Genomic DNA, 24,605 nt, shown 5'->3' with positions numbered 1-24,605 from the left:
TCTAAATTATATTCTAAATCACTGTTTGATAGCGACCTAGAGCGATTAAGGGAAAGTATTGTTGATACATATGATATTTGAGATAAAAATGGCTAGGGAAGCCAGTACCTGTAAAGTCCGCCTCAAACCAAGTACCATCGGGCTGTTGAGTTGCCACTAGGTAGGCAATTCCCCGCTCAATAACCTCAAGAGCTAATTTACCAGTTGCTTCACCTGCTGCCAAGAGGCCAATTAAAGCCCAAGCAGTTTGAGATGCAGTACTATTTCCTTTTCCTTTGAGACTGGGATCGTCATAGCTGCGGCAAGTCTCACCCCAACCACCATCTGGGTTTTGACATCCAACTAACCAAGTTGCTCCTCGTTCTATACTGAGTTTATGCCTTTGAGGGTCAATCAACGCCAAGGCTGACAAAACGCCACTTGTCCCGTAGATATAATTTACACCCCAACGACCGAACCAACAGCCTTCGGTTTCTTGTTCGCGCAGAAGATAAGTAAGCGATCGCTCCAAATTATCACTATCAATTGACAGGTTACAAGCACCAAGCATTTCTACCACCCTAGCCGTGACATCTGCAGTGTTTGGATCAATCATCGCTTTCAAGTCGCCATAGGGGATGGAATTGAGCCAATCTTGGTCATTGTCCAAATCAAAAGCAGCCCACCCACCTGGTTTACATTGCATAGATGCAATCCAATTTAAGGCACGAGCGATCGCAGCCTGCTTGATTTTTTCATTAGGGAGTTTTGCAACATGTAGTGCCATCACCACCACAGCCGAGTCGTCTACATCAGGATAAAAGCGATTGTCAAACTCAAACGCCCAAGCCCCTGGTTTTCCCTGGCGATTTTTGACAGCCCAATCTCCGTAATCTAAAATTTGTTTTTGCAATAACCATTCTCCAGCCTTTACCACAGCCGGATGATCTGCTGCAAAACCAGATTCTACCAAAGCACGCATCGCCCAAGCTGTATCCCAGACGGGTGAAATACAGGGCTGTACCCGGTAGCTATCCTCTGTTTCAATCGCAAAGTTATCAATTGCTTGCAAACCTCGTTCCACAATCGGGTCGTTTGGGTGATAATCCAGACACCGCAAAGCTAACATTGAATTCAGCATCGCCGGAATAATGCCGCCCCAGTCGCCTGTAGCTTCTTGCCGTTCTAAAATCCACTTTTCGGCAGCTTTGATGCCTTGTTGGCGGAAGGGCACTAAATTAAGACTTTCTGCCAACTTGAACCCCTGATCAAGCGTGAGGAATAAATCTGTCCAATCGCCACTTTGAGGTAATTCCCACCGGACTTGATCAACACCTTCAACGTATAGCTCATCTAGGTTGATAGTTGGGTTGGTGATCAAAACAGGTTTGCGATCGCATACAATCAGCAGCGGCACAGTGCTGGAACGTGCCCAGCTAGACATTTCATAGATATTTACGGGGAAAGCTTTTGGCAACAGCATCACCCAAGCTGGTAGCGAGGGAATACCGCGCCAGTTGTAGCAGCCAATCAAAGCTAGGTGCAACTTGGTAAAAATTCGAGTTTTGCTGATCCCACCCCGTTGGAGAATAAAGGCTTGCGCCCGAATCATCGCCGGATCGGTTGCTGGTACACCTAGTAGCCTCAACGCCATGTAAGCTTCAACCGAGGTGCTAAGTTCTCCGCCATCACCATAAAAAAGTTCCCAACCCCCATGCTGGCGTTGCTCTTGACGCAAATATGCTTCAACTTTGTCTAAGGCTCTTGTTTGGTCTGTTCCCCAAATTTTATGCAAGAGGACGACTTCAGCAGTGATGGTGACATTAGATTCTAACTCTGCCCACCAGTAACCTGTCAGATTTTGAATCGAAAGCAAATATTCTTGACTGGCTGCGATCGCCATTGTGACTTGATTGACTTTTACCCTGTCTTGTGTTTGCATGAAAAACTATTTGACCTCAACACCTAACACTAGATATGAACACGGTATTACAGCGAAAAAATTTTTTTCTCTATTCAGTAGACATAGTATTCTGTCTGAGTTACTGAGAATTTGCAATAGGTCATGGGTGTAATTGTATTAGGATTGATGCTCTTATCCTTGACAATTTGGTTGGGATTACTATGTTTTTGGGGACAATTTTGGCGGACAGACCAGCAATTAGAGATTGGAGAAACTCAGCTAAAATCGTTGCCTGTGGTTTGTGCGGTAGTTCCAGCTCGTAACGAAGCTGAATTACTACCAACCACACTGCGATCGCTCCTACTCCAAGACTATCCTGGTTCTTTAAACGTATTTTTGGTAGACGATCGCAGTACAGATGGTACAGCAAATTTTGCCGAAGTGGTTGCACACGCTGTAAGTAAACCTGAGCAATTGCATATTATCTCAGGCGAATCACTGCCTCCCGGTTGGTCAGGCAAACTTTGGGCAGTTGAGCAAGGTATAAACAGTGCAAGTTTATTTGCACCTGACTATTTTTTGCTGACCGATGCAGATATCGAACATGATCCTAGTAATCTGCGCCGACTGGTTGCTAAAGCTGTGCAGGAAGATTTAGACCTGGTTTCGATAATGGTGCGACTTAGGTGTGAAAGCTTTTGGGAAAAACTTTTGATTCCAGCTTTCGTCTTTTTCTTCCAAAAACTCTATCCCTTCCTCTGGGTGAATAACCCAAACAATCTAACAGCAGCAGCGGCTGGGGGATCTATTCTCATTCGTCGAGAAGCTTTAGAGCGAATCGGAGGTATTCAAGTCATTCGCCAAGCTTTAATCGACGATTGCACCCTTGCTCATGCTGTTAAGAGAGGGACAAGGAGACAAAGAGGACAAGGAAGAATTCAACAACTATCTCCCTTGTCTGCCCCCTCCTCTTCAGGGGGGCGTATCTGGCTAGGATTGAGTACCTTGACTCACAGTTTGCGTCCCTATAATTCGCTGGGGACGATTTGGGATATGGTTGCCCGTAGTGCCTATGCCCAACTGAATTATTCTCCATTAGTACTAGTGGGAACTTTGGTGGGAATGATCTTGATTTATCTAGTTCCACCTGTGTGTGTAATTCTGGGTGCAGTTTGGGGCAATTGGGCAATCGCACTTACAGGTTTATTAGGATGGCTTTTAATGACCTTGGCTTACTACCCGACAATCCGCTTTTATAAATGTTCTCCCTGGTTAGCCTTCAGCTTACCTGCGATCGCTTTTCTCTATACCCTAATGACTCTAGACTCAGCACTACGTCACTGGCAAGGGCGCGGCAGCGCTTGGAAAGGAAGAGTGTACACCAACCCAAATAATTTATAGTTGGGATGTGGGGGCTTATAAAGGCGATCGCAATATCAAAGGCAGCAGCGATGAGTAACAAAACTTTGACAAATAGCATTTATTGTATAATCAAGCAAATAAGCATCAATATCTATACAATACTGTTTATTTGCTACATTAGGTCACGGAGAAACGAGAGTTTGAGAGGGTTTTTGCGTAAGTACTAGGAGCGATCGCCCTATGTCATTCTCGTAGAGCATTACTTTGCAGTTGTGCATCACCAAAAACAGTTTTTAATGAATGCTCTACCAAGCTTTGACTGTCCCTTTGATTATTCCACATCGACTTTTTCGCCATCTTCTAATACCAGTCTGATATCTAAGTTATTCTGTAAGATCCCATGCTTGGTCTAAATTGATAAAAGCAACATAAGTCTCAAACAATTGTGGCACATCGATAAAGGCAGAATCCAGATGAGAGTTTTTTAAAATTGGCTAAGGTATTGTGGAATAAAATTAAATTTCAAAATCGGTAGTGCTAATCTAAAATTAAAGTATGCCTCAAGTGGTTAATTAAAAGAGTTATGACAACCGTAACACCAGCAAATAATCCTGTTATTGCTCCTAAAAAGCTGCCTTTTTTGGAGTCAATTTGTTGGCAAACAGCCGATGTCTATCGCTTTACTCCAGAACAAATGCTGAGTCGCTACGAGCGTGGTTGGCAATATCGCAACCTATTTAATAATCTTGAGGCTGAAGAACTCAATTTCCTTAAGGAACTCGCCAAACGCTATAAATCCTGGTTACAAGTTTGTTTATGACCTCCAGGTTTGAACACCATAAAAAAATTCTCACAGTTCTTGAATGCTTAGATTCTGACATACTTAGGAAGGGTTCTGCTTACTTCGGTGGCGGAACCCTTCTTGCATTTGAGTTTGAAGAATATCGCTGGAGTAAGGACATTGATTTTATCGCTTGTGTTGGTACAGAAGGCTACAAATGCCTGCGGACAGTGGTATTTGAGGGTGGGCATGAAGCATTATTTCGTGATTTAAGTAAAATCCAAGTTGGACGTAGCACAACTGACCAATATGGAATTCGGATGATCGTTTTTGTAAATAATGTGCCGATTAAAACAGAAATTATTGCCGAAACTCGTTTTCAACTAGACCCACCAAGATATCTAAAGTGGTCACTCGTTCCTTGCTTAAGCTTCAATGACTGTTTTACCTCTAAGCTGCTGTCAAATTCTGACCGTTACGCAGATGACAGCGTTGAGGCAAGAGATTTAATTGATCTAGCAATTCTCAGGCTGCAATCTCCAATCCCACAAGCATCAATTGAGAAGGCTGAAAAAGCCTATGAGGTTATGCGCCCTTTGAAAAAAGCAGTCGAACGCTTTCAAGAAAGACCAGATTACAGGGAGAAATGCTTTCTCGGTCTGCAAGTTGATCAAGCTCAGATACCCAAAATTATTGACGGTATTGATTTACTCTCTACAGATTTAGGTTTATCTCACACTCCAAGGACTTTTCGAGAACAACATGATATCTTTGCTGATTTAGAAACACAAATTGAAAAACGAGCAGATTCTTAAACAGGTCATGCCTGATACCCCTAAATTCTTGAAGCTGTTTGTTTAGTACTGGCGGGTTCAACAGGCAATGGTTGAGCAGCTTTCAATACCACATCCAATAGCCCTGGAAACAGCACCTCTAAATCTTCACGCCGCAGGATGTTAATATGGTGTGTCCCTTCTTTGCGTGTCAAGACTATCCCCGACTCCCGCAAAATCTTGAAGTGATTGGACATAGTTGATTTGGCGATCGCAAAATCAAATTTGGCACAGCATTGTTCCCCCTCAGTCGCCAACAGCCGCACAATCTCTAGCCGCACTGGGTCGCCCAATGCATACAGCACTCCCGGTAAAGTAATATTTTTTCGATCTGGATGATAAAGAAATCTCATAGTTGCATTATCTCATCAGGTGGCATATATTTTTATTATTCGATATTATCGAACTATAGAATTAATTAGGAAGGCAATTTATGTCATCCATTACAAATGTCACAGAAGCCACATTCAAGCAAGAAGTCTTGGAAAGTGAAATTCCGGTATTAGTGGACTTTTGGGCACCGTGGTGCGGCCCTTGCCGGATGGTCGGCCCAGTCGTCGATGAAGTTGCTGCTGAACACCAAGGACAGGTGAAATTTGTGAAGTTGAACACAGATCAAAATCCTACTGTCGCTAGCCACTATGGAATTCGCAGCATTCCGACATTAATGGTTTTTAAAGGAGGTCGGCAGGTCGATACTGTCGTAGGGGCGGTTCCAAAAACTACCTTGAATAAGACCTTAGCACAGCATCTTTAATTTAAGTGAAGGGGATTAGGGACTGGGGATTAGGGATTGGGGATTGGATATTAGGGAGAGACTTCTTTAATATTTTTGTCCCTCTTGTCCCTGCAAAGTTTTGAGCGCCGGAAGTCGGCGCTTATACTTTTCTCTTTGTCCCAGTTCCTACTACCTAGTCCCCAATCCCCAATCCCAGATCATTCTGTTTCAAATAACGGGGAAAGAGCAAAATGGACTTGAAATTGCATGGTAAATCCGCCTTGGTGAGTGGCTCAACCGCAGGTATTGGTTTGGCGATCGCCCTTGGGCTAGCTCAAGAGGGTGCATCAGTGATTGTCAATGGTCGGTCTGAAGAACGAGTAGCTCAAGCGATCGCTAAAATTAAGCATTCTACACCCGACGCGAAAGTTTCTGGTGTTGTTGCTGACGCAGGCACTGCATCAGGAGTAGAGAAACTCATTCAAGAGGTTCCTCATGTTGATATACTCATAAACAATGTGGGTATTTATGAGCCAAAAACCTTTTTTGATATTACTGATGAAGACTGGTTAAAGATATTTGAGGTTAACGTTCTCAGTGGAGTCCGTTTGAGTCGGCAATATCTACAAAAGCAGCTAGAGCAAAATTGGGGGCGGATAATTTTTATCTCCAGCGAATCTGCTATCCAGATCCCAGTGGAAATGATTCACTATGGCACAACAAAGACAGCCCAGCTTGCCATTGCACGAGGCCTGGCAGAAATCACTGTCGGGACTGGAGTTACAGTAAACTCCGTCCTCCCAGGGCCAACTCGTTCAGAAGGAGTTGAAGATTTTATCAACAACCTGGCGCAGGAACGCGGTATTACTCGCGCTGAAGTTGAAGCTGAATTTTTTCAAAATGTGCGCCCAACTTCCCTAATTAAACGCTTTGCAACTAATGAAGAAGTAGCAGCGATCATAGTTTACCTTTCTAGTCCTGTAGCTTCAGCAACTAATGGTGCAGCTTTGCGGGTAGATGGTGGTGTTATTCGGTCGATTGTTTAGTATTTGAACTACATCTGTTGTAGGGGTACAGTCAACTTAACGCCAACGTACTGGCTCGTCTACACGAAACTTTACCCACCTCCGTGGGTTAAAAAACTTTAAATTGGAGCAACGCCAACATGACTACTGGTATCAACTTATTCTCTCCTTACCAATTAGGAAATCTGGAATTACCTAACCGGATAGTAATGGCACCCTTAACTCGAAACAGGGCAAGTGAGGGAAACGTACCATATCAACTGAATGCTACCTACTACGCCCAACGTGCTTCCGCCGGACTGATTATTTCTGAAGCAACACAGGTAACTCCTGAAGGACAGGGCTATCCCGCTACACCAGGAATTCATTCACCAGAACAGGTGGAGGGATGGAAGTTAGTAACCGATGCTGTGCATCAGCAGGGAGGGAGAATTTTTCTGCAACTATGGCACGTAGGCAGGATTTCTCACCCTGACTTACAACCGAATGGAGCTTTACCTGTGGCACCTTCTGCGATTGCTCCTAAAGGTGAAGCTTCAACTTATGAGGGGCCAAAACCCTTTGTTACTCCCCGTGCTTTAGAAACTTCAGAAATACCGCAGATAGTGGAACAGTATCGTCAAGGAGCGGCAAATGCTTTAGCAGCGGGGTTTGATGGGGTGGAAATTCACGCAGCCAATGGTTATTTAATAGATCAGTTTCTCCGCGATCGCACAAATCAACGTACAGATAAATATGGGGGTTCCATTGAAAATCGCGCCCGACTGCTGTTAGAGGTGACAGAGGCAATAATTAGTGTATGGGATTCTAACCGAGTCGGAGTACGTTTATCTCCAAGTGGGGCTTATAACGATATGCATGACTCGAATCCTCTAGAGACATTCGGTTATGCGGCTCAAGCGTTGAACCAGTTTAATTTGGCATATCTGCATATTTTTGAGGCAATAGAAGCAGATATCAGACATGGCGCGATAATTGTACCCACCAGTCATATACGCGATCGCTTTACAGGTACACTCATCGTCAATGGTGGTTATACCCGTGAAAAAGGTGATGCTGTACTGGCAAACAAAGCAGCAGATTTAGTTGCTTTTGGCACATTATTTATCTCAAATCCCGATTTACCCCGACGCTTCGCTTTAAATGCACCACTAAATCAAGCAAATCAAGCAACCTTTTATGGTGGCGATGAACACGGATATACAGACTATCCATTTTGGTCAGCTGCTAATGAGCAGGTGGTCAATGCCTAATTCTTCTCATCTGAGTAATTAAAACCCACTTTCCGCGCTCGAAAGTATCAAATCAAACTAATGAGTTTGAGATTTTTCCAAGATACAACAAAATGGTTGTGTAAATTGGTTGTCAACTATGAAAGATACTTTAGAAGAAACGGAAATCATAGAACGTGTTAACGATTGGCTAGCTGCGTTTAGTGCAGGCAATAAACCATTTGATTTTTCTGTCCTAGACAATCTCTACTGGCAAGATGAACAATTCCTCGCCTTCGATACCCTCTCACCGCAGACCACTCAAATTCAAGGATGGCAATCGTATGAGGAGATATGGAAGCCCTTCATGGCAGCACTAGCACAGTGGCAAGTTAAATCGGCTGGGGATATTCAGATATTTACAGGTGATAACATTACCGTCTCTGCTCTGATTTTTGAGAGTACAGCAACCACCATAGCGAATGAGGCGGTTAAAATTACGGCTCATGCGACGCTTGTATGGGAGAAGCGAGAGGGACAATGGCGCATTATCCACGAGCATATCTCTAACCCAGTTAAGATTGCCAATTAGAGAGGAACACATTACATTGCCCTGCTCTTTAACGCTCTAAGCAGAGTAAAATCCGAAACCCTTTCATAACTTATAAATCCATCAGGAGAATCTTATGAGTTCCATCACTCAAACCCAACCTTTAGATGTACCCAGTGCGATCGCTAAACGTCGTGCCATCAAAACTTTTAAAACAGACCCCATCGTCCCAGAACTGCTCAAGCAACTGGTAGAGTTAACCGTGGCTGCACCCAGCAGCTATAATCTCCAGGACTGGCAAATTATTCTTGTGCAAGATGAAGCGCAAAAGGCAGCACTGTCAGCAGCATCTTTTAATCAACAGCAAATTGTCCAAGCACCTGTAACCTTTGTCTTTGCCGCCGATCCGAACGCAGGCGAACAAAACTTGGCGCCAATTCTAGAGCAGGGACTCGAAACTGGAGCATGGAATGAAGGTACGGTAAACTACTTTAAAACCGCCATCCCGCAATTTCAATCAACGCTGGGCGACAAGCGACGCGAATATGCGATTAAAGATGCCATCATTGCCGCTACCCATTTGGTGTTAGCGGCAGAAAGTCTGGGATTATCCAGTTGTTTTATGAATGGTTGGATTGAGGATCAGGTAAAACAAGTGATTGGTGCTGGAGATAATCCAGATTTAGCGATCGCTGTTTTAGTTCCTGTTGGTTATGCAGCAGAACCACGCTTAAATCCAGGTCGTTTGCCATTCTCCTCCAACGTCTCTGTAGACAGAATTGGTAACCCTTATGCAGGGTAGCTTTCCCTAAATTAGGAATGGGGTATTGGGGAGCCAGTGTGTTGCGGAGGTTCCCGACGCTCGATAGGGCAGCGTTAGCGACGTAGGAGCGTCTGACTCGCTAACGCTGCGCTATCCATTAAAGCAACTAGCGTCATTAGGGATGAGTCTTTGATACTCGTGAATGAGTCTTTGATACCCGCCGACGAGTCTTTAATACTCGTGAATAAGTCTTTTATACTCCAATACGGTTCAGTTAGCGCCAAAAACCTTTCAGGACTTACGGAAAAACTCTCTGGAACTCTTATTCCTTTGTGTCCTTTGCGCCCTTTGTGGTTCGTTTTTCTTAATTTTCGGGTAAGTCCTGCTCTTAAACTAAGTGTATTACTTTATACTTATCTATGAGTCTTTTATACTCATTCACGAGTATCAAAGACTCGTGAATGAATCTTTGATACTCGTGAATGAGTCTTTGAACTCCACTCCCCTGCTCCCTGCCCCCTGCCCCCACTCCCCACTCCAAACCATGTCCTTAGCCTCCTTCTTAGTGCGTCGTTCCTTTCACTATGGCTGGCTCGTCGCGGGTTTAACATTCCTAGCCTTGTTGGTTGCAGCCGGAATTCGCTCTGCTCCCGGAGTATTTATAGTCCCTCTCGAACAGGAGTTCGGCTGGAGTAGAGCTACTATATCTTTGGCAATCTCCATTAATTTAGTACTTTACGGATTAATTGGCCCTTTTGCCGCCACACTTATGGAGCGGATCGGGATTCGCCGGATGATGGTGTTCTCACTTGCTGTCATTGCTCTCGGTGTCGGTTTAACCACTTTGATGTCAGCTTCCTGGCAACTAGTCTTGCTGTGGGGTGTAGTTGTCGGTTGTGGTAGCGGAATTATCGCCCTGGTTTTGGGTGCTATTGTCGTCAATCGCTGGTTTTTGGAAAAGCGGGGTCTAGTTCTGGGCATTTTAACTGCCAGTACAGCCACGGGGCAACTAGTGTTTCTGCCGATGCTGGCTTCAGTAGCCGATCGCTTTGGGTGGCGAACTGCGGCTCTAGCTCTTAGTGGTGCAGCACTTTTAATTATTCCAGCGATCGCAGCCTTTATGCGCGATCGTCCGGCAGATGTCGGTTTGCGGGCCTTTGGCGACAACAGCGAAACGGTGGAAGTCTCACAGCCGAGAGTGAATTCCATCACCTCCACCCTGAATGCCCTGTGGCTGGGAATGCGTAATCAAGACTTCTGGCTGTTATTTGGTAGCTTTTTTATCTGCGGTGCTAGCACAAATGGGCTGATTGGCACTCATCTAATTCCCGCTTGTATTGACCACGGTATCCCTGAAGTCAAGGCTGCTGATCTTTTGGCAATCATGGGACTATTCGATTTTTTTGGAACTACTATGTCCGGTTGGCTATCTGACCGCTGGAACAATCGCTACTTATTGTTTTGGTACTACGGATTACGGGGTTTGTCTTTGATTTTCTTACCCTTCAGTTTCAACTTTTCCTTCTATGGACTTTCCATTTTCGCCGTCTTCTATGGACTTGATTGGATTGCCACCGTACCACCTACAGTACGTCTTGTTGCTAATGTCTTTGGTAAAGAAAATGTCGGCGTAATGTTCGGTTGGATTGTAGCAGGACACCAGCTCGGTGCAGCCACAGCAGCATTCGGAGCCGGAGTGTTGAGAACTTGGACGGGTAGTTATTTACAAGCGTTTATTTTATCAGGCATTCTCTGTTTGATTGCCGCAGTTTGTGTACTGCAAATTGGTCAAAGTCCCACTAAGGGCAATTCACACTTATCTTCAGTCACACTCAATTCTTAGTATGTAAGATAAATGTCTTAATCGTTTATGCCCACCCAAATCCCAATAGTTTTAATCACGCCATTCTTGACTCTGTGGTAACTGGACTCAAACAAGCCGATCATACTCCCAAAATTAAGGATCTTTATACTTTATCTTTAAAAATTACCCTTGATGCCGAAGATTTCGAGCAAATTGCCAACGGAAAAACGCCAGATGATATCTTAAAAGAACAACAAGATATTCTTTGGGCTGAGGGACTTATTTTCATTTACCCCATTTGGTGGTATGACTGTCCAGCTATTCTCAAAGGCTGGATTGATCGGGTGTTTTTACAAGGCTTTGCCTTTGATATAGATGCCGATGGTATCAAAGGTTTACTCATGCATAAAAAAGCCATCATCTTTCAGACCACTGGCGGCACAGAAGCAATGTTTACACACATCGGCACTGATAAGGATGTACTCCGACACACCATGATGGAAAGTACTTTACAGTTCTGTGGCATTCAAAACATTATTTATAAGCCCTTTTATGGTGTGCCATATATTTCGCAAGCAGACCGAGAACAAATGCTGTCGGAAACTTATGAACTGGCTAAAAATTTCTAACAAGGAGAATTAAATTTATGGCAACAACAGCTTTAATTGTCGGTGCAGGTAGTGGACTGAGCGCTTCTTTAGCTCGCCTATTTGCCAAAGAAGGATTCACCGTCGCTTTAGCGGCTCGCCAAATTGAAAAACTCACTCAATTGAGCAGTGAAATTGGCGCAGTTAGTTTTGCTGCTGATGTCTCAAAAGCAGAGGAAGTAGAACAGTTATTTATTGATGTTGAAAATAAAGTCGGTTCCCCGAATATTGTCGTTTACAATCCCAGTTTCCGGGTGCGGGGGCCTCTTGTTGATCTAGACCCTGGTGAGGTGGCAAAAACTTTAGATGTAACTGCTTATGGAGGCTTTCTTGTGGCTCAAGCTGCTACCAAAAGGTTTTTGCAACTTGGCGGCGGTGCTATATTTTTTACTGGAGCCTCAGCAAGTGTTAAGGGTTATCCTCTATCTGCTCCCTTTGCAATGGGTAAATTTGCACTGCGCGGTTTGGCTCAGAGTATTGCTAGAGAATTAGCACCAAAAAATATCCATGTAGCGCATTTCGTGATTGATGGTGGAATCCGCTCCACAGACCGCCAAGATCCAGTAGATAAACCTGATAGTACTCTTGACCCGGATGCGATCGCTCAAACTTATCTCAGTATTCTCCGCCAACCCCGTAGTGCTTGGACATGGGAGGTAGAACTACGTCCGTGGGTAGAGACCTTCTAGCCTAGACAACTGTTAAAAAGATAGTTTTGCAGGTATGAGAATTGATTTTGGTGCAACTACTACTGATTATGCAAAACACCGCGCTGGCTTTCCCAGTTCATTATTTAACAAACTGTCTGAATATGGTATAGGTTTACCAGGGCAGAACATTGTTGACCTTGGCACAGGAACAGGAACACTAGCGCGGGGCTTTGCGAATAGAGGTGCTTACGTGATTGGCATAGACTTATCACTATCACTTTTAGAACAAGCCAGACAGTTAAGCGAATCTGCCCAACTCAAAGTAGATTATCGAGTCGCAACTGCCGAGAATACTGAGTTACCAGATGCAAGTGCGGATGTGGTCACCGCTGGACAGTGTTGGCATTGGTTTGACCGTCCGCGCGTCATCCAGGAAATTACTCGGATATTGAGAAGAAATGGCTTGATTGCGATCGCTCATTTTGATTGGATACCCTTAAAAGGTAATGTAGTTGAAGCAACAGAACAATTGATTAAGGCTCATAATCCAGCGTGGACACTGGACGGCGGTAATGGATTATATCCCCTGTGGTTACAAGACATTGGAGAAAGAGAATTCCGAGAAATCCGCACATTTTCTTACGATGTATTTGTGTCTTATACACACGAAGATTGGCGGAGGCGAATTCGTGGTAGTGCTGGTGTGGGAGGCAGCTTGACACCAGCAAAAATAGAAGTATTTGACCAGGAATTGGCAACATTACTCGAAGCAAAATATCCCACACCAATTCTTCCGGTTCACCATAGAGTTTGGGCAGCGATCGCCAAATCACCGCTATGAAAAAGTATAATGGTCACTGCAAAAATCGGAAAATTCTTTTTCCCCCACCAAGACCTGCGGTCTTAATGATACCCCGCTTTTGTCACTCTCCGAAAACAAAAATCAAAAGGAATGTTTAAAACTTTGACTGGGACTGGGTTTGTGACTTTATTTCCTAATATGATAAACGTTATCATTGCTTTAGACTGAAACCCTTGTGCAGCAAGTATTTCAGATTTTTATCTATGGAAAGTGACAAAAGAGGGATACAGCAGATTGCAACTTAGTGAGGTACAGATTATTGTAAGGGCACAACATTGTTGTACCCCTACCTGTGTACCTCATTTCCCTGAAAAACGCTGTAAGTCTTTAACTGGATACAATAGAGTTGTTAGGAAATAATTTAGGGTTAGGTTGAAATTCTGATTTCTGTGGTTTCTAATGTAATTTTCATGCTGCCTTCACATACTACACGAGATTGGCTCAATTCTCGATTGGAGGCTTTTTGTTCCTGGGTCAATTTTCCACCTCTAGGTTTTTTGTGCGGAATGCGGATATTGTCATACTGCTTTTGGACTCCGAGAAACTCCAAATTTAGTTCAATCGGAATTTCGTCAGGCACCCTGGGCACAATATCTTCTTGATCATGAAATTTTTTATCGTGTAGCTTCCCTTCAGGCGCCTGACTCAATACCAACACGTGCTGGTGTTGATCTACTGCCGCTTCTTAATTATCAACAAAATCAAATATTTTGGTTGCGATCGCGTAGCTTGCCGGAGGTAATCGCATTCTGAAATTGGCTATTTACATCCCAGATTTTAGCACCTCATTGTTACAGCATTGCTCCAATTCGGTCTCTATATGTAGGGTATAATTACATTACTACTATCGTAAAAGTAACTAGACCATCTTGACCAAGCTGTAAAGAATCACCGTTGAGTAGACGGTAAGATACACCAGAATTAAGAAGATTACCGTTTAAATAAATACCATTTGTACTTGTATCAACAATCATATAAACATTCTGTGACCAGTCCCAAAATATACGGGCATGTCGGCGAGAAACAACTCCTTCTTGAGGAATGCCAGTTAGGTCAATTTCTGGTGGAGTTGGCATACTTTGACTTCTACGCCCGATTGAACCACCTTCTCCGGACAAATGAAACTCTCTGCCGGTATAGTGGACAAGCTTCAAAACTGGCAGCCTTGGTGGAGGTATGGAGGGGGGAAGGTATGTTGGGGGTGAGTATCCACGCTCTTGCTGTTGTGTTACGTAAGTAGGAGGTTGATAACTTGATTGCCCTGGTATTGCTTGTGGTTGAACTGGTTGTGAATTGGTTGGGTTACTTGGTGTAGCAGGAATTACATTACCTAAAGGAGTCGAACACCAGGGACATACCTTGGCATTGTTTGGCAAGGCACGATTAAAATATTCGCAGCTAGGGTTAGGGCACCGATTTGCAGGCATAATTTCTTATATCATTAGGCACAGGTTGTAAAGGGACAAGACCTGACTTAGTAAGTAAACACTGACCTTGACGGGTTATTAGCATATTAGCAAAAGTAGAACCTCCTGACTGACGAGTATTGTCTTTAGGATACACTACATACAGTGGATAACCCAAAGGATAATTTGCTGTTCCATTTGGCTGAAATCTCCTGGTATCAAAATCTGGTCTATCACAGAAGTTATCAGAAGGTTCAAGTGGTTGTTTTGTAGTGCGATCTAAGAGCGGTTGAATCTTTTGGTTGTTATTAACTATTGCTAGGGGGTAACCTGAACACTGAGTCAAAGTTTTACTAAAAATACCGAAACTTATAATACCAGTAGTCTGTCCATTATTGTTTGCAGTACTAATCTGTGTTTGGGTAACACCTGTATTTTGGGTTCGAGTTTTGGCAATTTTATCAAATAAAGCTATATCCTGTGGATTGTTTTTAAGAACTAGCTTTTTGAATTGCTGTATAGCTTCTGGTTCGATCGGAACATAAGGTTCAATTTTAAGATTCGGAACATTTTCGTTAATTTCACGCCAGTCTGTAACTGTTCCTGTATATATATCACGTAGTTGTTTAAGAGAGATTTTTCCATCCAATGCTTTATGGAGACTAGAATCGTTCCGACTAAATGCCACAAAAACCAGTAAACCATCATAAGCAACTTGCTGTTGATTCATATCAGGTGTGATATCGTCGAATAAAGTCGTTATTGCAAAGTCTTTTGGAACTTTTTGCATTTCTTCTCCTACTTTTACTTGCACTTCTTTTATAGGTTGACTAACTCTTGCTATATCGCTAGACTTATCTGGTTTATAGATAAATGTTGCTTTTGCATCTGGTTTTGGATTGATTAATATCTCGTTTAATTTCTTTGTGTTATCAGGTGCTTGTTCCAAAATGTGACTCCAAGTGCCATTTTGTTCTCCTGTATAAATAAATTTACCTGAAGATACGTTATCTACTTTAGAAAAATTTTGTATAAGTCCTCGCCATTCTAAGTATTGGTCTTCATCTAGTTTAGAAAACTGCCAAAAGTAATACAATATAGCGCCTCCTAACAATAAAAAAGTCAGTACTGCTAGCAATAACCAATATTTTTTTGGAAAGCGCTTTTTCTGTTCTTGAGAGTCAGCATAAGGTTGGAAATTATTGCTTTCATCGGGTTGTCGAAGCCTTAGCAGTTCTTGACGTGCAATTTCTGTACTTCCGTAAGGAGTATCTAAAGAAAGCAAACGATAGAGAAACTGTTTTAAATAATTATCATTATCGGGCCATACTTGATGGTCTTTAGGGTCAAGCTGCGTTTGCCCAACCCATAGCTGAAACGCGACTAACCCTAAAGATTCTAAATCCCGCATGTGCGTTTTAGCTGCGGGTTGAGGAATGCTAGGAGGAATAAACAGATTTTCCCAGATAGCGACATCACATAGGTACACTACAAATCTTTCTTTATTTTCAACTTTAATTAATACGCTATCTAAATTAATATTGCCATGCTCTAAACCCCGCTGTATTTGATTCGAGGGAAAACGCAGCTTTTGGGTGTGCATAAATTCTAAAGTTTGTAGCACCTCACTCAAAAACTCACGGACTTGGCTTGGACTCATTCCACCATTTCGCTTCAAGTACTGCTTTAGCGTTTGGGATGGTTGTACATCTTTAGTAATTAAATAACAGCGTTCTCCCTTTTCGGGACTAATAGCTTCCCAGGTTTGAATTAAACGAAAGTTTTGAACTCGACCATCTGCTAAATCTATCCCTCCTATACGTCTAAAGGTTTCTTTTCGTTGCAATGTCTCATCTTGGTTAAAAGTACGACTAGGTAATAAATACTCTTTAATAATCACTGGCTGTTTGTCTTTTAACTGTATACCTGAATATAAACGTCCAAATCCGCGGACACCGAGAAACTTTGTTACTTGATAGCTACCTCTATACCCTTTAATCTCAGCTTCCTCTGGTAAAAGTGCCGGAAAACCACACTCAAAACAAAACTTGGCGTCCTTAACTTCCTGCAAAGTTTTTATTATGTTCTCGCAATCCAATAGAGAATTGTAAGAACAGGGATACTCTTTGTAAAATAATTCGGTAGAAGACATAATGAACCTATTCAACTAATAAAACTCTTTGAATCCAATATCTAAACTAAGAGGTTGTTTTAAAAGTCCTCTTATCGGTATCAAAAGTTTTAGATCCTCCTAAATCCCCCCGATAAATTGGGGAACTTTGATTCCGGTTCCCCCTTTTTAAGGGGGGTTAGGGGAGATCAACAAGTGCCTAAAATCACAGCCAAAAACTTTTCAAATATCCTCTAAGCTTGAATCAGTCCTAATTTGATAGCAGCGACAATTGCCTGAGTCCTACTATTAACTTTCAATTTCTCAAAAATATTAGTCAGATGAGCTTTAACTGTGGCTACAGTTATATACAAATTTTTTGCTATTTCTTCGTTTGAGGAACCTTGAGTCAATAATTGTAAAACTTCTTGTTCTCTTTCGGTTAGATGTAACTGCGAAGATGCTTTATAGACGGAACTCGCATTTTCTTGAAAACATCGAAAAAAACCACTTGCCGCTTCTGGCGGCAAATAAACTTCTGACTTAAGTACTGTATTAATTGCATCACAAAGCTGATTTGCCACACGACTTTTAAAAACATAGCCAGCGGCACCTTTTTGCATAGCTTGAAAAATCCACTTATCTTCTTGGTGGGCAGATAAAACCAAAACCTGACCAGAGTAAGAAATATCTTTCAAGCGTTCCATAGCTGTCATTCCATCACTATTAACCAATTCCAAATCGAGCAAAATTAGATCGGGACTCTTTTGAACCGTTAATTTCACAACTTGCTCAACACAATCTGCTTCACCTATAACATTTAGAGGTAATGAAGCACTAGTACTATAAAAATTCAAGAGAGTTCGTAACCCTTGACGAAAACGCTCTTCATCATCTACAAGTAAAATCGAAATTTGTTTATTTTTCATAATCTTTTCATTTAGTGATGGGGCGAGCAAAGATGCCCACTCCGCAATAATTTAATACAATGAGTAATCTTGTAAGATGGGCAGTCCCACCCGTCCTATTAATATTTCTTTTTAGTAGGTAAAATCAAACAAAATTGTGCCCCTCTTCCCGGTAAATTATGTGCCCAAAGATTTCCATAATGGTCTAATACAATTTTTTGGGCTATAGTTAGACCCAATCCTGTACCACTAGGGCGCAGTGAATAAAACGGATTGAAAATTTTTTGCATATCTAAGGGTGAAATTCCTTGCCCTTGGTCTGAAATTTTAATTAATACTTCTTCGTGAAAAGCCTGCCAACTAAAGGTGATGACGCCGCAATTAGGGCTAAAGTGAATTGCATTACTAAGTAAATTATCAAAAACTTGCTTCATCTGTAACCTATCTAAAGGTAATGTAGCAGATGTATCAGGAATGTTAACTTTTAATTGTTTTTGATTAATTAACGGCTGAAGGTATTTTATACTTTCGTCTACTAAAGTTCTAAGGTCTTGATGAATTATTTTTAAATTTGACTCTTGACCACAGGAAATTATATTGGTTAGATTGGTATCTAAATCATTCACGCTCTCGCAAATGACTGCTGCTTGCTCTTGCCAAGAATTATCTTGTAAGCCCAAAAATAAATTGTGTGCGTAAAGTTTTACTAAAGCGATATTATTCCGCAATTGATGACCGACTTTTTGAAGTAGATGTTCTAATATCTCAGTCTTAGACTTTTGTTGAAAATTATCTGAGCATGTATCTATATATTTACTGAGAATTTGGGCTGCATTTTTGACGTAATGCTGCGATTTTGCCGAAAGAGGTGCATGAGTGATTACTTGAATATATTCTGGCTTTTGATTCCTATAGCCGATCGGACAGATGTAAGAAAAAGATTCTGGTAACTGGGTAAGTTGAAATTCATGTACATTCCAAACATGGGGAAAATCAGTTAACCAAGTTTCCGACCGTAAATATGCTATCTCTCGTTGAGAAAAGCGAGGTTGATTATCTGCGTATTCAATTGTTTCTTGAAATTTTTTTAGCAACTGATTGTAGCAAACTATACGTACAAAGAAAATTGGGGAATGAAAGGTAAGTTGTTCTGCTTGTAGCCTAATTAAAGTTTCTGTAACAAGTGCGTGTGAATCATCACAGTTACTTTTTTCTTTTTCGATAGAGAAGCTGACAGCCATTGCTTTACTCACTTTTACATTAGATATTAGTTTCCCTCTACTTTTAATTACTAGATGATTACGTCATTTTACCCAGCAAATAGCAGTATTAGTAACATTCCTTTATATTTTTTAATATTTCGTAATTATTTTCGAGTTTGGATGAAATCTCGACAAAAGTCTAATTAACACAAGAGTTTGCATTCATATAACCTAGATATATCTAAGAAGCGTTAGTAGCAAGTATGGACATCATGCTTACATGATTATTTTTATTCTTCAAACCCTAGCAGGAATTCTCGCTGGAGGAACATCGCTTTCTAGCACCGAGCAAATTGAGTTTAGTCATCCGAGTAATCGTAAAGAAGAAGGTGGAGGAGCGATTCTCAATTTGTACGTCTATGACATTCGTGAGAGTAAGCAAATCCAACATTCGGGAAGGCAAGTTGAACGCAAGCTGACACAAGCTTTGCAACCTGCTTCTGTGAATTGGTCTCCGACTTGGGTTGATGTTTCTATGCTATTAACGGCTTGGGATCGAACGGCTTTAGGTGAGCATTACCTACTTTCACAAGCTTTAAGTATACTACTGCGCCACCGTGCCCTCAAGGAAGAATATCTGGTTCCTGAATTGCGCGGTTATGGAAATTTGAATATGACGGTTGCTGTAGAACCCCAAATCGAACCTGGGTCTTTGTGGAGTGCACTAACTATCGCTTTACGTCCAGCTTTGTATCTGATGGTAACAGTTCCTATAGAGCCGCAAGTATCTTTAGTGTCTTTAGTTTGGGAACGAACTATGGGACTGCATAATAATTTTCAACTTGAACTTGAAAATGGAAGTGTTCATAGAAATGGAAGTATTGAAAGTCTCACCAAGCGGGTAGTGGTTGCAGGAATAGTTAAAAATGCTGTTACCAATTTACCGATGAAGGAAGCAAAAGTTGAGGTGATCGGAACGAAAAAATCAACTACTACTACTAAAGAAGGGTTGTTTTACTTTGAAGAACTTCGTAATGGTAACTATATATTACAAATTAACAGTCCGGGATATTCGTCCCGTCAAGTCAATGCATTGGTAGATGGTTTAAGCTGTACCTTCAAAGAAATCTCATTAAATCCCGCTTAGAGACGTGAAATCCCGCGTAGAGGCTGCATAGAGATGCGTATTGCATCTCTACAAATAGTTGATTAAATTTTTACATTGGAGATATTTTTATGGCAAGACTTGATTATTTTGCTCCGGGTGTCTATATCGAAGAAATAGACCGAGGTAGTCGTCCAATCGAAGGTGTTAGTACGGCAATTGCTGGATTTGTGGGCTTTACTGAAGATGTGCGCGGTGGGGCTGAATTGTTCAAGCCAATGCTTGTTACTAACTGGACACAGTTTTTAAACTATTTTTCTCGTCTCAATTCGGATGGTTTTACTGATTTTAATGCTTATTTACCTTTTGCAGTTTATGGCTACTTTATGAATGGTGGTGGCCGCTGCTGGATTACTAGTATTGGCACTTCTTTACCCGGCGCCCCTAAACCACCAGATCCACAACCAGCTTCACTTCGGATTACTGGTCGAGGCAATCGTCCGTCGCTACGTTTTAATATGCGTCCGGAACAAGTTGCAGCAGGCACCATTATAATCAATGTTAGCGATAGTGGACCTCGTGTGTTACCAGAAGGAACAGAAGGGTCTGCCCCACCGAATACAGGTGAATACTTTAAGGTGCAAATTCGTCGAGGAGATGAAATTCTCGAAGAATATGACAACTTGACAATGAACCGCGAAGGCAATGCTCAATTTGCAACTTATGCGGTTGCGGCATTGCGAAATTCAATGTTTATAACCATCGAAGACATTTCTCAAACTGGACAACCTTTAGCGCGTCGTCCTGGGAATGGTCAATACGAACTTGCAGCACCAATAGTTGCCACGGCGCCCGATAGTTTTTCCAGCGATATCGAGGGTGTACGCGACGACCGTACAGGGGTACGCGGACTATTTGAAATCGATGAAATCACAATGGTTGCTTGTCCTGACTTGATGCGTGCGTATCAATCAGGATTGATGAACTTAGATCAAGTTCATGGCATCATGGAATTGATGATTAGCATGTGCGAAGGCGCCAACACTGGGGATATTCCTAACCCGCCCAACCGCATGGTAGTTCTTGATTCTCCCCCTGACTGTCCCAAACCGCAGCAGGTTGTAGAATGGTTGAACCGATTTAATCGCCGTTCAATGTTCGGCGCACTTTATTATCCTTGGATTAAAGTCGCTAACCCACGCGATCGCGGCAACCCGATCAGTGTTCCTCCTTGCGGTCATGTTATGGGTGTTTGGGGTCGTACCGATGAAACTCGTGGAGTTTACAAGGCACCTGCTAACGAAGTACCTAGAGGTGTAATTGGTTTAGACTACGACACCAATTTCCGCGAACAAGAACTTTTAAATCCCATAGGTATAAATTGTATCCGTAGATTTCCGAATCGAGGCATTCGGATTTGGGGCGCCCGTACATTGGTTGAACCCGATAAAACCGAATGGCGTTATATCAGTGTTCGGAGATTGATTAGCTATATCGAAAAATCTTTAGAACTAGGTACTCAATGGGTAGTATTCGAGCCAAATGACGAAGATTTGTGGGCACGCGTGCGACGAACTGTCAGTAACTTCCTGGAAAGAATCTGGCGTGAAGGAGCATTATTTGGAGCCTCACCCGAACAGGCATTTTACGTCAAATGCGACGAAGAATTAAACCCGCCAGACACCAGAATTCTAGGCCGTTTATACATCGAAGTCGGTGTATGTCCCGTTAGACCAGCAGAATTCGTTATCCTCCGTATCAGTCAGTGGAACGGAATTGAAGACAACGAACAACAGTAGAGACGCAATTAATTGCGTCTCTACCAAAATTGTGTTTTGACGAATGATTCATTTGAACAAATAACTAATTACGTAGGAGTTAGGACAGTATGCCAGGAGAAATGCTTACTGCTTGTAAATTTTACTTTGAAGCAGACGGAATAACAGATAAATTTATCAAAGAAATAAGCGGCTTAGGTATAGAAAATACCCCCGCTCAAGAAGTTCATGGCTCATCAAGACAAGGAAAGATTTTCCGGCAAGCAACACCTACTGTCGTCAAATTTACTAATATAACAATAAAAGTTATAGCGACTGATGATACAGACCTATATAAGTGGTATCAAAAGTGTAACGAAGATATGGGAGACCCTAGGCAGTGGCAGCAAAATCGCAAGGGTGCTTCAGTAGTTGCTTACGATCAACAAGGTACTGAAAAAGCGCGCTGGGTTATAAAAAGTTGTTATCCCTGTAAATACACAGGACCAACTTTAACCGCATCTGGTGGGGATATGGCAAATGAAACAATTGAACTAGTTCACGAAGGTATTAAACGTGAAATGTAAGAAAGAAGGAGTAAAGGGGGAAGAGTAAACAGTGGTACAAGCAGGTGGGAAAAATCCTGAGATTCTTACTGCACATCGTTTCTATTTAGGGCTAACGCTAGACGGGCAAAATGAAGCTGATGCTTACTTCTTAGACTGTCAAGGTTTTACAAGGACGCAAGATGTAATTGAAATTTGTGAAGTTACTTCCCAAAGTTGGGGAACCGGACAATCTAAAGGTTTAGCAGTCAGAACCAAGATTCCAGGCAATGTCAAGAGTGGCAATATTACTCTTCGTAGAGGTATGACCAACTCAGTAGATTTTTGGAACTGGTTTGACAAAGTGCAAACAGGTCAATGGGCAAAGCAACGAAAACTGGTTGCTTTGTCGATTTACAATCAAGCAAGTATTGAAGTTGCCAGATTTGAATTAGCAGGTGCTTGGCCCACTCGTTACAAAATTGCCGATGTCAATGCACGTAGCACAGAAATAGAAATAGAGGAAGTCGAAGTGGCTTTTGAGGAATTTAAACGGGTGAAATAATTGGAGGTTGAATACAGACTATGTTTGCTACAGAGTTTGAGATTACATTGCCAAAAGGGTATATAGACTCCGATGGCAACCTCCATCGTAAAGGTACGATGCGATTATCAACAGCGATAGACGAAATTTCTCCTTTACGTGACCCACGTGTTAAAGCTAATCCAGCTTATGCCACGATTATTATTTTGGCACGTGTAATTACTTGTTTAGGTGCCTTATCTGAAGTTACTCCTGCAATAGTAGAGAACTTCTTTAGCGAGGATTTAAATTACCTCCAAGATTTTTACCGTCAAATCAACGGTTTGGAACCAGCAACTCCCCCATCAGATTCCCTAGTTCTTCAAGAAGTAGGGAATCTGAAAACTCCACAAAACTAAGAATTGAAGACGCTATATATCGCGTTTCTACATTATTATTTATGCGCCGTAAGGAACTTTGTACTGAATTCAATTTTACGCTTCCTAGAGGATTAATCGATTCTCAAGACCGAGTACATCGTCATGGTGTAATGCGTTTAGCTACTGCCAAAGATGAACTTTGGGTACAGCAAGAACGTAAAGTTCAGGAAAATCCAGCTTACGGTGCCTTAATAATGCTTTCGCGCGTCATCTCGCGCTTAGGCAGTTTGAACTCTGTGACTCCCGAACAACTTGAAGAGTTAGTACTGCGTGATATTTATTACCTTAGAGAATTTTACAACCGAATCAATCAACAATCTAATATAAATATCCCAGCGCATTGCCCAGAGTGTGATACGCAATTTAACGTGAGGTTAGAGTTAGCGGGGGAGTCATGAGCTACCCCTTAGATACTTTATATGAGGAGGTAGCTTTTATTGCTTACCATTTTCACTGGTCGCAAGACGATATTTTAAATTTAGAACATATTATTCGTCAGCGATGGGTAACAGAAATAAATAAGATTAACCAGAAAATTAACTAGAACATCAATATGAAAGTAAAAGTTTCTACATCTCCAACACAAAGCGAATTCGAGGAAATTGACCTAACTCTCACAACCAGACGAGGAACCGAATGTTTAATTGGTCGTTCCCCAGATTCTGATTTAGTTCTCGATAGTACTGATGTTAGTCGATTGCATGGGAAATTTTTTGCTCAAGCAGGAAAGTATTATTTCTGCGACGTTGGTAGTCGGAATGGCTCGATAGTCAACGGCAAATTAGCTGAGAAGGACCACTCATACCAGCTCAAAGATGGTGATATTATTCGCATAGGTGATTTTGTGCTGATGCTGGAAGATGAGATACTTGATACCCAGCAAGCGGAAACAGTTGTTAGAATCATTAATCCTTCGGTATTTTCTAACTGGCGCCAACAAAATCCCAGTACTGCACCCCAGGAATTACAACCTGTTAATAACGAATCAGATAGTTCTGTTCCTGCTGCCGAAATCAGTAATAAACATGATGAACCAGAAATTGTCAATACCTCTGAAGAAATAGAAAAATCTGAAGAAACTGTTATTCAGCCTGAAGATATTGTTATACCTGATAACGCTATCCACTCTCTGCATGGAACAAGTGCGTCAGATGTACCCTTACAAGGCACAGCAGAAGTAGACGCTAACGAATCTGATAGCATTGTTCAAGCTCTCGATCAAAGTATAGAACATGACAATAACGCACACAAGTATACCCTTGTTCAAGCTGATGATATTGCTAGTGCAGAATACGAAACCGGGAATATTCCAAATGCAGAATCTGACAATGAGGTGTCTGAGCATACCATTGTTCAAGCTGATAATATCTCTAGTGCAGAACACGAAACCGAGAGTATTACAAATGTAGAATCTGACAATGAGGTATCTGAGCATACCATTGTTCAAGCTGATAATATCTCTAGTGCAGAACACGAAACCGAGAGTATTACAAATGTAGAATCTGACAATGAGGTATCTGA

At 42.0% G+C, this 24,605-nt stretch carries 26 protein-coding genes and 1 pseudogene; 20 read left to right on the top strand and 7 right to left on the bottom strand.

What is annotated here, in order from left to right; all coding sequences use genetic code 11:
• Positions 1-13 precede the first annotated feature (13 nt).
• The gene (gene shc, locus V7L29_RS12470) at positions 14-1,921 is read right to left on the bottom strand and encodes a squalene--hopene cyclase (protein WP_334735653.1); all 1,908 of its coding nucleotides are present in this window, start codon (positions 1,919-1,921) and stop codon (positions 14-16) included.
• Positions 1,922-2,044: 123 nt separating this feature from the next.
• Here shc and V7L29_RS12465 point away from each other — a divergent pair, with 123 nt between their 5' ends.
• From V7L29_RS12465 to V7L29_RS12455, 3 genes are all read left to right on the top strand, one after another.
• Positions 2,045-3,283, top strand: a complete 1,239-nt coding sequence (locus V7L29_RS12465; protein ID WP_334735652.1) for a glycosyltransferase — start codon at positions 2,045-2,047, stop codon at positions 3,281-3,283.
• A 544-nt stretch (positions 3,284-3,827) separates the two neighbouring features.
• Positions 3,828-4,064 carry a hypothetical protein gene (locus V7L29_RS12460; RefSeq protein ID WP_334688896.1) on the top strand — a complete coding sequence of 79 codons (237 nt, stop codon included), beginning with the start codon at positions 3,828-3,830 and terminating at the stop codon, positions 4,062-4,064.
• Positions 4,061-4,840 carry a nucleotidyl transferase AbiEii/AbiGii toxin family protein gene (locus tag V7L29_RS12455; RefSeq protein ID WP_334735651.1) on the top strand — a complete coding sequence of 260 codons (780 nt, stop codon included), beginning with the start codon at positions 4,061-4,063 and terminating at the stop codon, positions 4,838-4,840. Before V7L29_RS12460 ends, V7L29_RS12455 begins: the two co-directional genes overlap by 4 nt.
• A gap of 20 nt (positions 4,841-4,860) precedes the next feature.
• Here V7L29_RS12455 and V7L29_RS12450 read toward each other — a convergent pair whose 3' ends face one another.
• Complete coding sequence (locus V7L29_RS12450) at positions 4,861-5,211, bottom strand: ArsR/SmtB family transcription factor (protein ID WP_334735650.1); 351 nt, start codon at positions 5,209-5,211, stop codon at positions 4,861-4,863.
• A gap of 80 nt (positions 5,212-5,291) precedes the next feature.
• Here V7L29_RS12450 and trxA point away from each other — a divergent pair, with 80 nt between their 5' ends.
• The 9 genes from trxA (at position 5,292) to V7L29_RS12405 (ending at position 13,067) form a co-directional block, all read left to right on the top strand.
• A complete protein-coding gene (gene trxA / locus V7L29_RS12445) occupies positions 5,292-5,615 on the top strand; it encodes a thioredoxin (RefSeq protein ID WP_334688899.1) in 324 nt (107 codons plus the stop codon).
• A 212-nt stretch (positions 5,616-5,827) separates the two neighbouring features.
• Complete coding sequence (locus tag V7L29_RS12440; protein WP_334688900.1) at positions 5,828-6,622, top strand: SDR family NAD(P)-dependent oxidoreductase; 795 nt, start codon at positions 5,828-5,830, stop codon at positions 6,620-6,622.
• A gap of 119 nt (positions 6,623-6,741) precedes the next feature.
• Positions 6,742-7,854, top strand: a complete 1,113-nt coding sequence (locus V7L29_RS12435) for an alkene reductase (RefSeq protein ID WP_334735649.1) — start codon at positions 6,742-6,744, stop codon at positions 7,852-7,854.
• Between the two features lie 118 nt (positions 7,855-7,972).
• Positions 7,973-8,404: a YybH family protein gene (locus V7L29_RS12430; protein ID WP_334735648.1), complete on the top strand. Its 432-nt coding sequence runs from the start codon at positions 7,973-7,975 to the stop codon at positions 8,402-8,404.
• 94 nt (positions 8,405-8,498) lie between these two features.
• Entirely contained in the window at positions 8,499-9,164 is a 666-nt protein-coding gene (locus V7L29_RS12425) for a nitroreductase family protein (RefSeq protein ID WP_334735647.1), read from the top strand.
• 505 nt (positions 9,165-9,669) lie between these two features.
• On the top strand, positions 9,670-10,968 hold the full coding sequence (locus tag V7L29_RS12420; protein WP_334735646.1) for an MFS transporter: 1,299 nt from the start codon (positions 9,670-9,672) through the stop codon (positions 10,966-10,968).
• Positions 10,944-11,558, top strand: coding sequence for an NAD(P)H-dependent oxidoreductase (locus tag V7L29_RS12415; protein WP_334735710.1), 615 nt, complete (start codon positions 10,944-10,946; stop codon positions 11,556-11,558). Before V7L29_RS12420 ends, V7L29_RS12415 begins: the two co-directional genes overlap by 25 nt.
• Positions 11,559-11,575: 17 nt before the next feature.
• The gene (locus V7L29_RS12410) at positions 11,576-12,265 is read left to right on the top strand and encodes an SDR family NAD(P)-dependent oxidoreductase (RefSeq protein ID WP_334735645.1); all 690 of its coding nucleotides are present in this window, start codon (positions 11,576-11,578) and stop codon (positions 12,263-12,265) included.
• A 34-nt stretch (positions 12,266-12,299) separates the two neighbouring features.
• Positions 12,300-13,067, top strand: a complete 768-nt coding sequence (locus tag V7L29_RS12405) for a class I SAM-dependent methyltransferase (RefSeq protein WP_334690717.1) — start codon at positions 12,300-12,302, stop codon at positions 13,065-13,067.
• 388 nt (positions 13,068-13,455) lie between these two features.
• On the opposite strand, the pseudogene V7L29_RS12400 reads toward V7L29_RS12405, so the two are convergent.
• The 5 genes and pseudogenes from V7L29_RS12400 to V7L29_RS12380 all read right to left on the bottom strand — a co-directional run.
• A pseudogene (locus V7L29_RS12400) lies at positions 13,456-13,758 on the bottom strand (transposase family protein); the annotation flags it as partial.
• 163 nt (positions 13,759-13,921) lie between these two features.
• Positions 13,922-14,515, bottom strand: coding sequence for an FHA domain-containing protein (locus V7L29_RS12395; protein ID WP_334690715.1), 594 nt, complete (start codon positions 14,513-14,515; stop codon positions 13,922-13,924).
• Complete coding sequence (locus V7L29_RS12390) at positions 14,493-16,646, bottom strand: serine/threonine protein kinase (RefSeq protein ID WP_334690714.1); 2,154 nt, start codon at positions 16,644-16,646, stop codon at positions 14,493-14,495. Before V7L29_RS12390 ends, V7L29_RS12395 begins: the two co-directional genes overlap by 23 nt.
• A 212-nt stretch (positions 16,647-16,858) precedes the next feature.
• On the bottom strand, positions 16,859-17,533 hold the full coding sequence (locus V7L29_RS12385; RefSeq protein WP_334690713.1) for a response regulator transcription factor: 675 nt from the start codon (positions 17,531-17,533) through the stop codon (positions 16,859-16,861).
• 98 nt (positions 17,534-17,631) lie between these two features.
• Complete coding sequence (locus V7L29_RS12380) at positions 17,632-18,753, bottom strand: sensor histidine kinase (RefSeq protein ID WP_334735644.1); 1,122 nt, start codon at positions 18,751-18,753, stop codon at positions 17,632-17,634.
• 241 nt (positions 18,754-18,994) lie between these two features.
• On the opposite strand from V7L29_RS12380, the gene V7L29_RS12375 reads away from it, so the two are divergent.
• The 8 genes from V7L29_RS12375 to V7L29_RS12340 form a co-directional block, all read left to right on the top strand.
• A complete protein-coding gene (locus tag V7L29_RS12375; RefSeq protein ID WP_334690711.1) occupies positions 18,995-19,861 on the top strand; it encodes a Pvc16 family protein in 867 nt (288 codons plus the stop codon).
• An 89-nt stretch (positions 19,862-19,950) separates the two neighbouring features.
• Entirely contained in the window at positions 19,951-21,618 is a 1,668-nt protein-coding gene (locus V7L29_RS12370; protein ID WP_334690710.1) for a phage tail sheath family protein, read from the top strand.
• Between the two features lie 89 nt (positions 21,619-21,707).
• Positions 21,708-22,163: a phage tail protein gene (locus V7L29_RS12365; RefSeq protein ID WP_334690709.1), complete on the top strand. Its 456-nt coding sequence runs from the start codon at positions 21,708-21,710 to the stop codon at positions 22,161-22,163.
• 31 nt (positions 22,164-22,194) lie between these two features.
• Positions 22,195-22,686 carry a phage tail protein gene (locus tag V7L29_RS12360; RefSeq protein WP_334690708.1) on the top strand — a complete coding sequence of 164 codons (492 nt, stop codon included), beginning with the start codon at positions 22,195-22,197 and terminating at the stop codon, positions 22,684-22,686.
• A 20-nt stretch (positions 22,687-22,706) separates the two neighbouring features.
• Entirely contained in the window at positions 22,707-23,063 is a 357-nt protein-coding gene (locus V7L29_RS12355) for a hypothetical protein (RefSeq protein ID WP_334690707.1), read from the top strand.
• Between the two features lie 41 nt (positions 23,064-23,104).
• Positions 23,105-23,482 carry a phage tail assembly protein gene (locus V7L29_RS12350; RefSeq protein WP_334690706.1) on the top strand — a complete coding sequence of 126 codons (378 nt, stop codon included), beginning with the start codon at positions 23,105-23,107 and terminating at the stop codon, positions 23,480-23,482.
• Positions 23,479-23,628 carry a DUF6760 family protein gene (locus V7L29_RS12345; protein WP_334690705.1) on the top strand — a complete coding sequence of 50 codons (150 nt, stop codon included), beginning with the start codon at positions 23,479-23,481 and terminating at the stop codon, positions 23,626-23,628. Before V7L29_RS12350 ends, V7L29_RS12345 begins: the two co-directional genes overlap by 4 nt.
• Positions 23,629-23,637: 9 nt before the next feature.
• The coding region (locus V7L29_RS12340; protein WP_334735643.1) for an FHA domain-containing protein at positions 23,638-24,605 on the top strand (968 nt) is incomplete at its 3' end.

Origin of the sequence: Nostoc sp., assembly GCF_036916575.1 — a bacterium.
Taxonomy (GTDB): domain Bacteria; phylum Cyanobacteriota; class Cyanobacteriia; order Cyanobacteriales; family Nostocaceae; genus Nostoc.
Note: the sequence above shows the minus strand (reverse complement) of the source record. Positions and strands in the feature narration are given on the sequence as shown.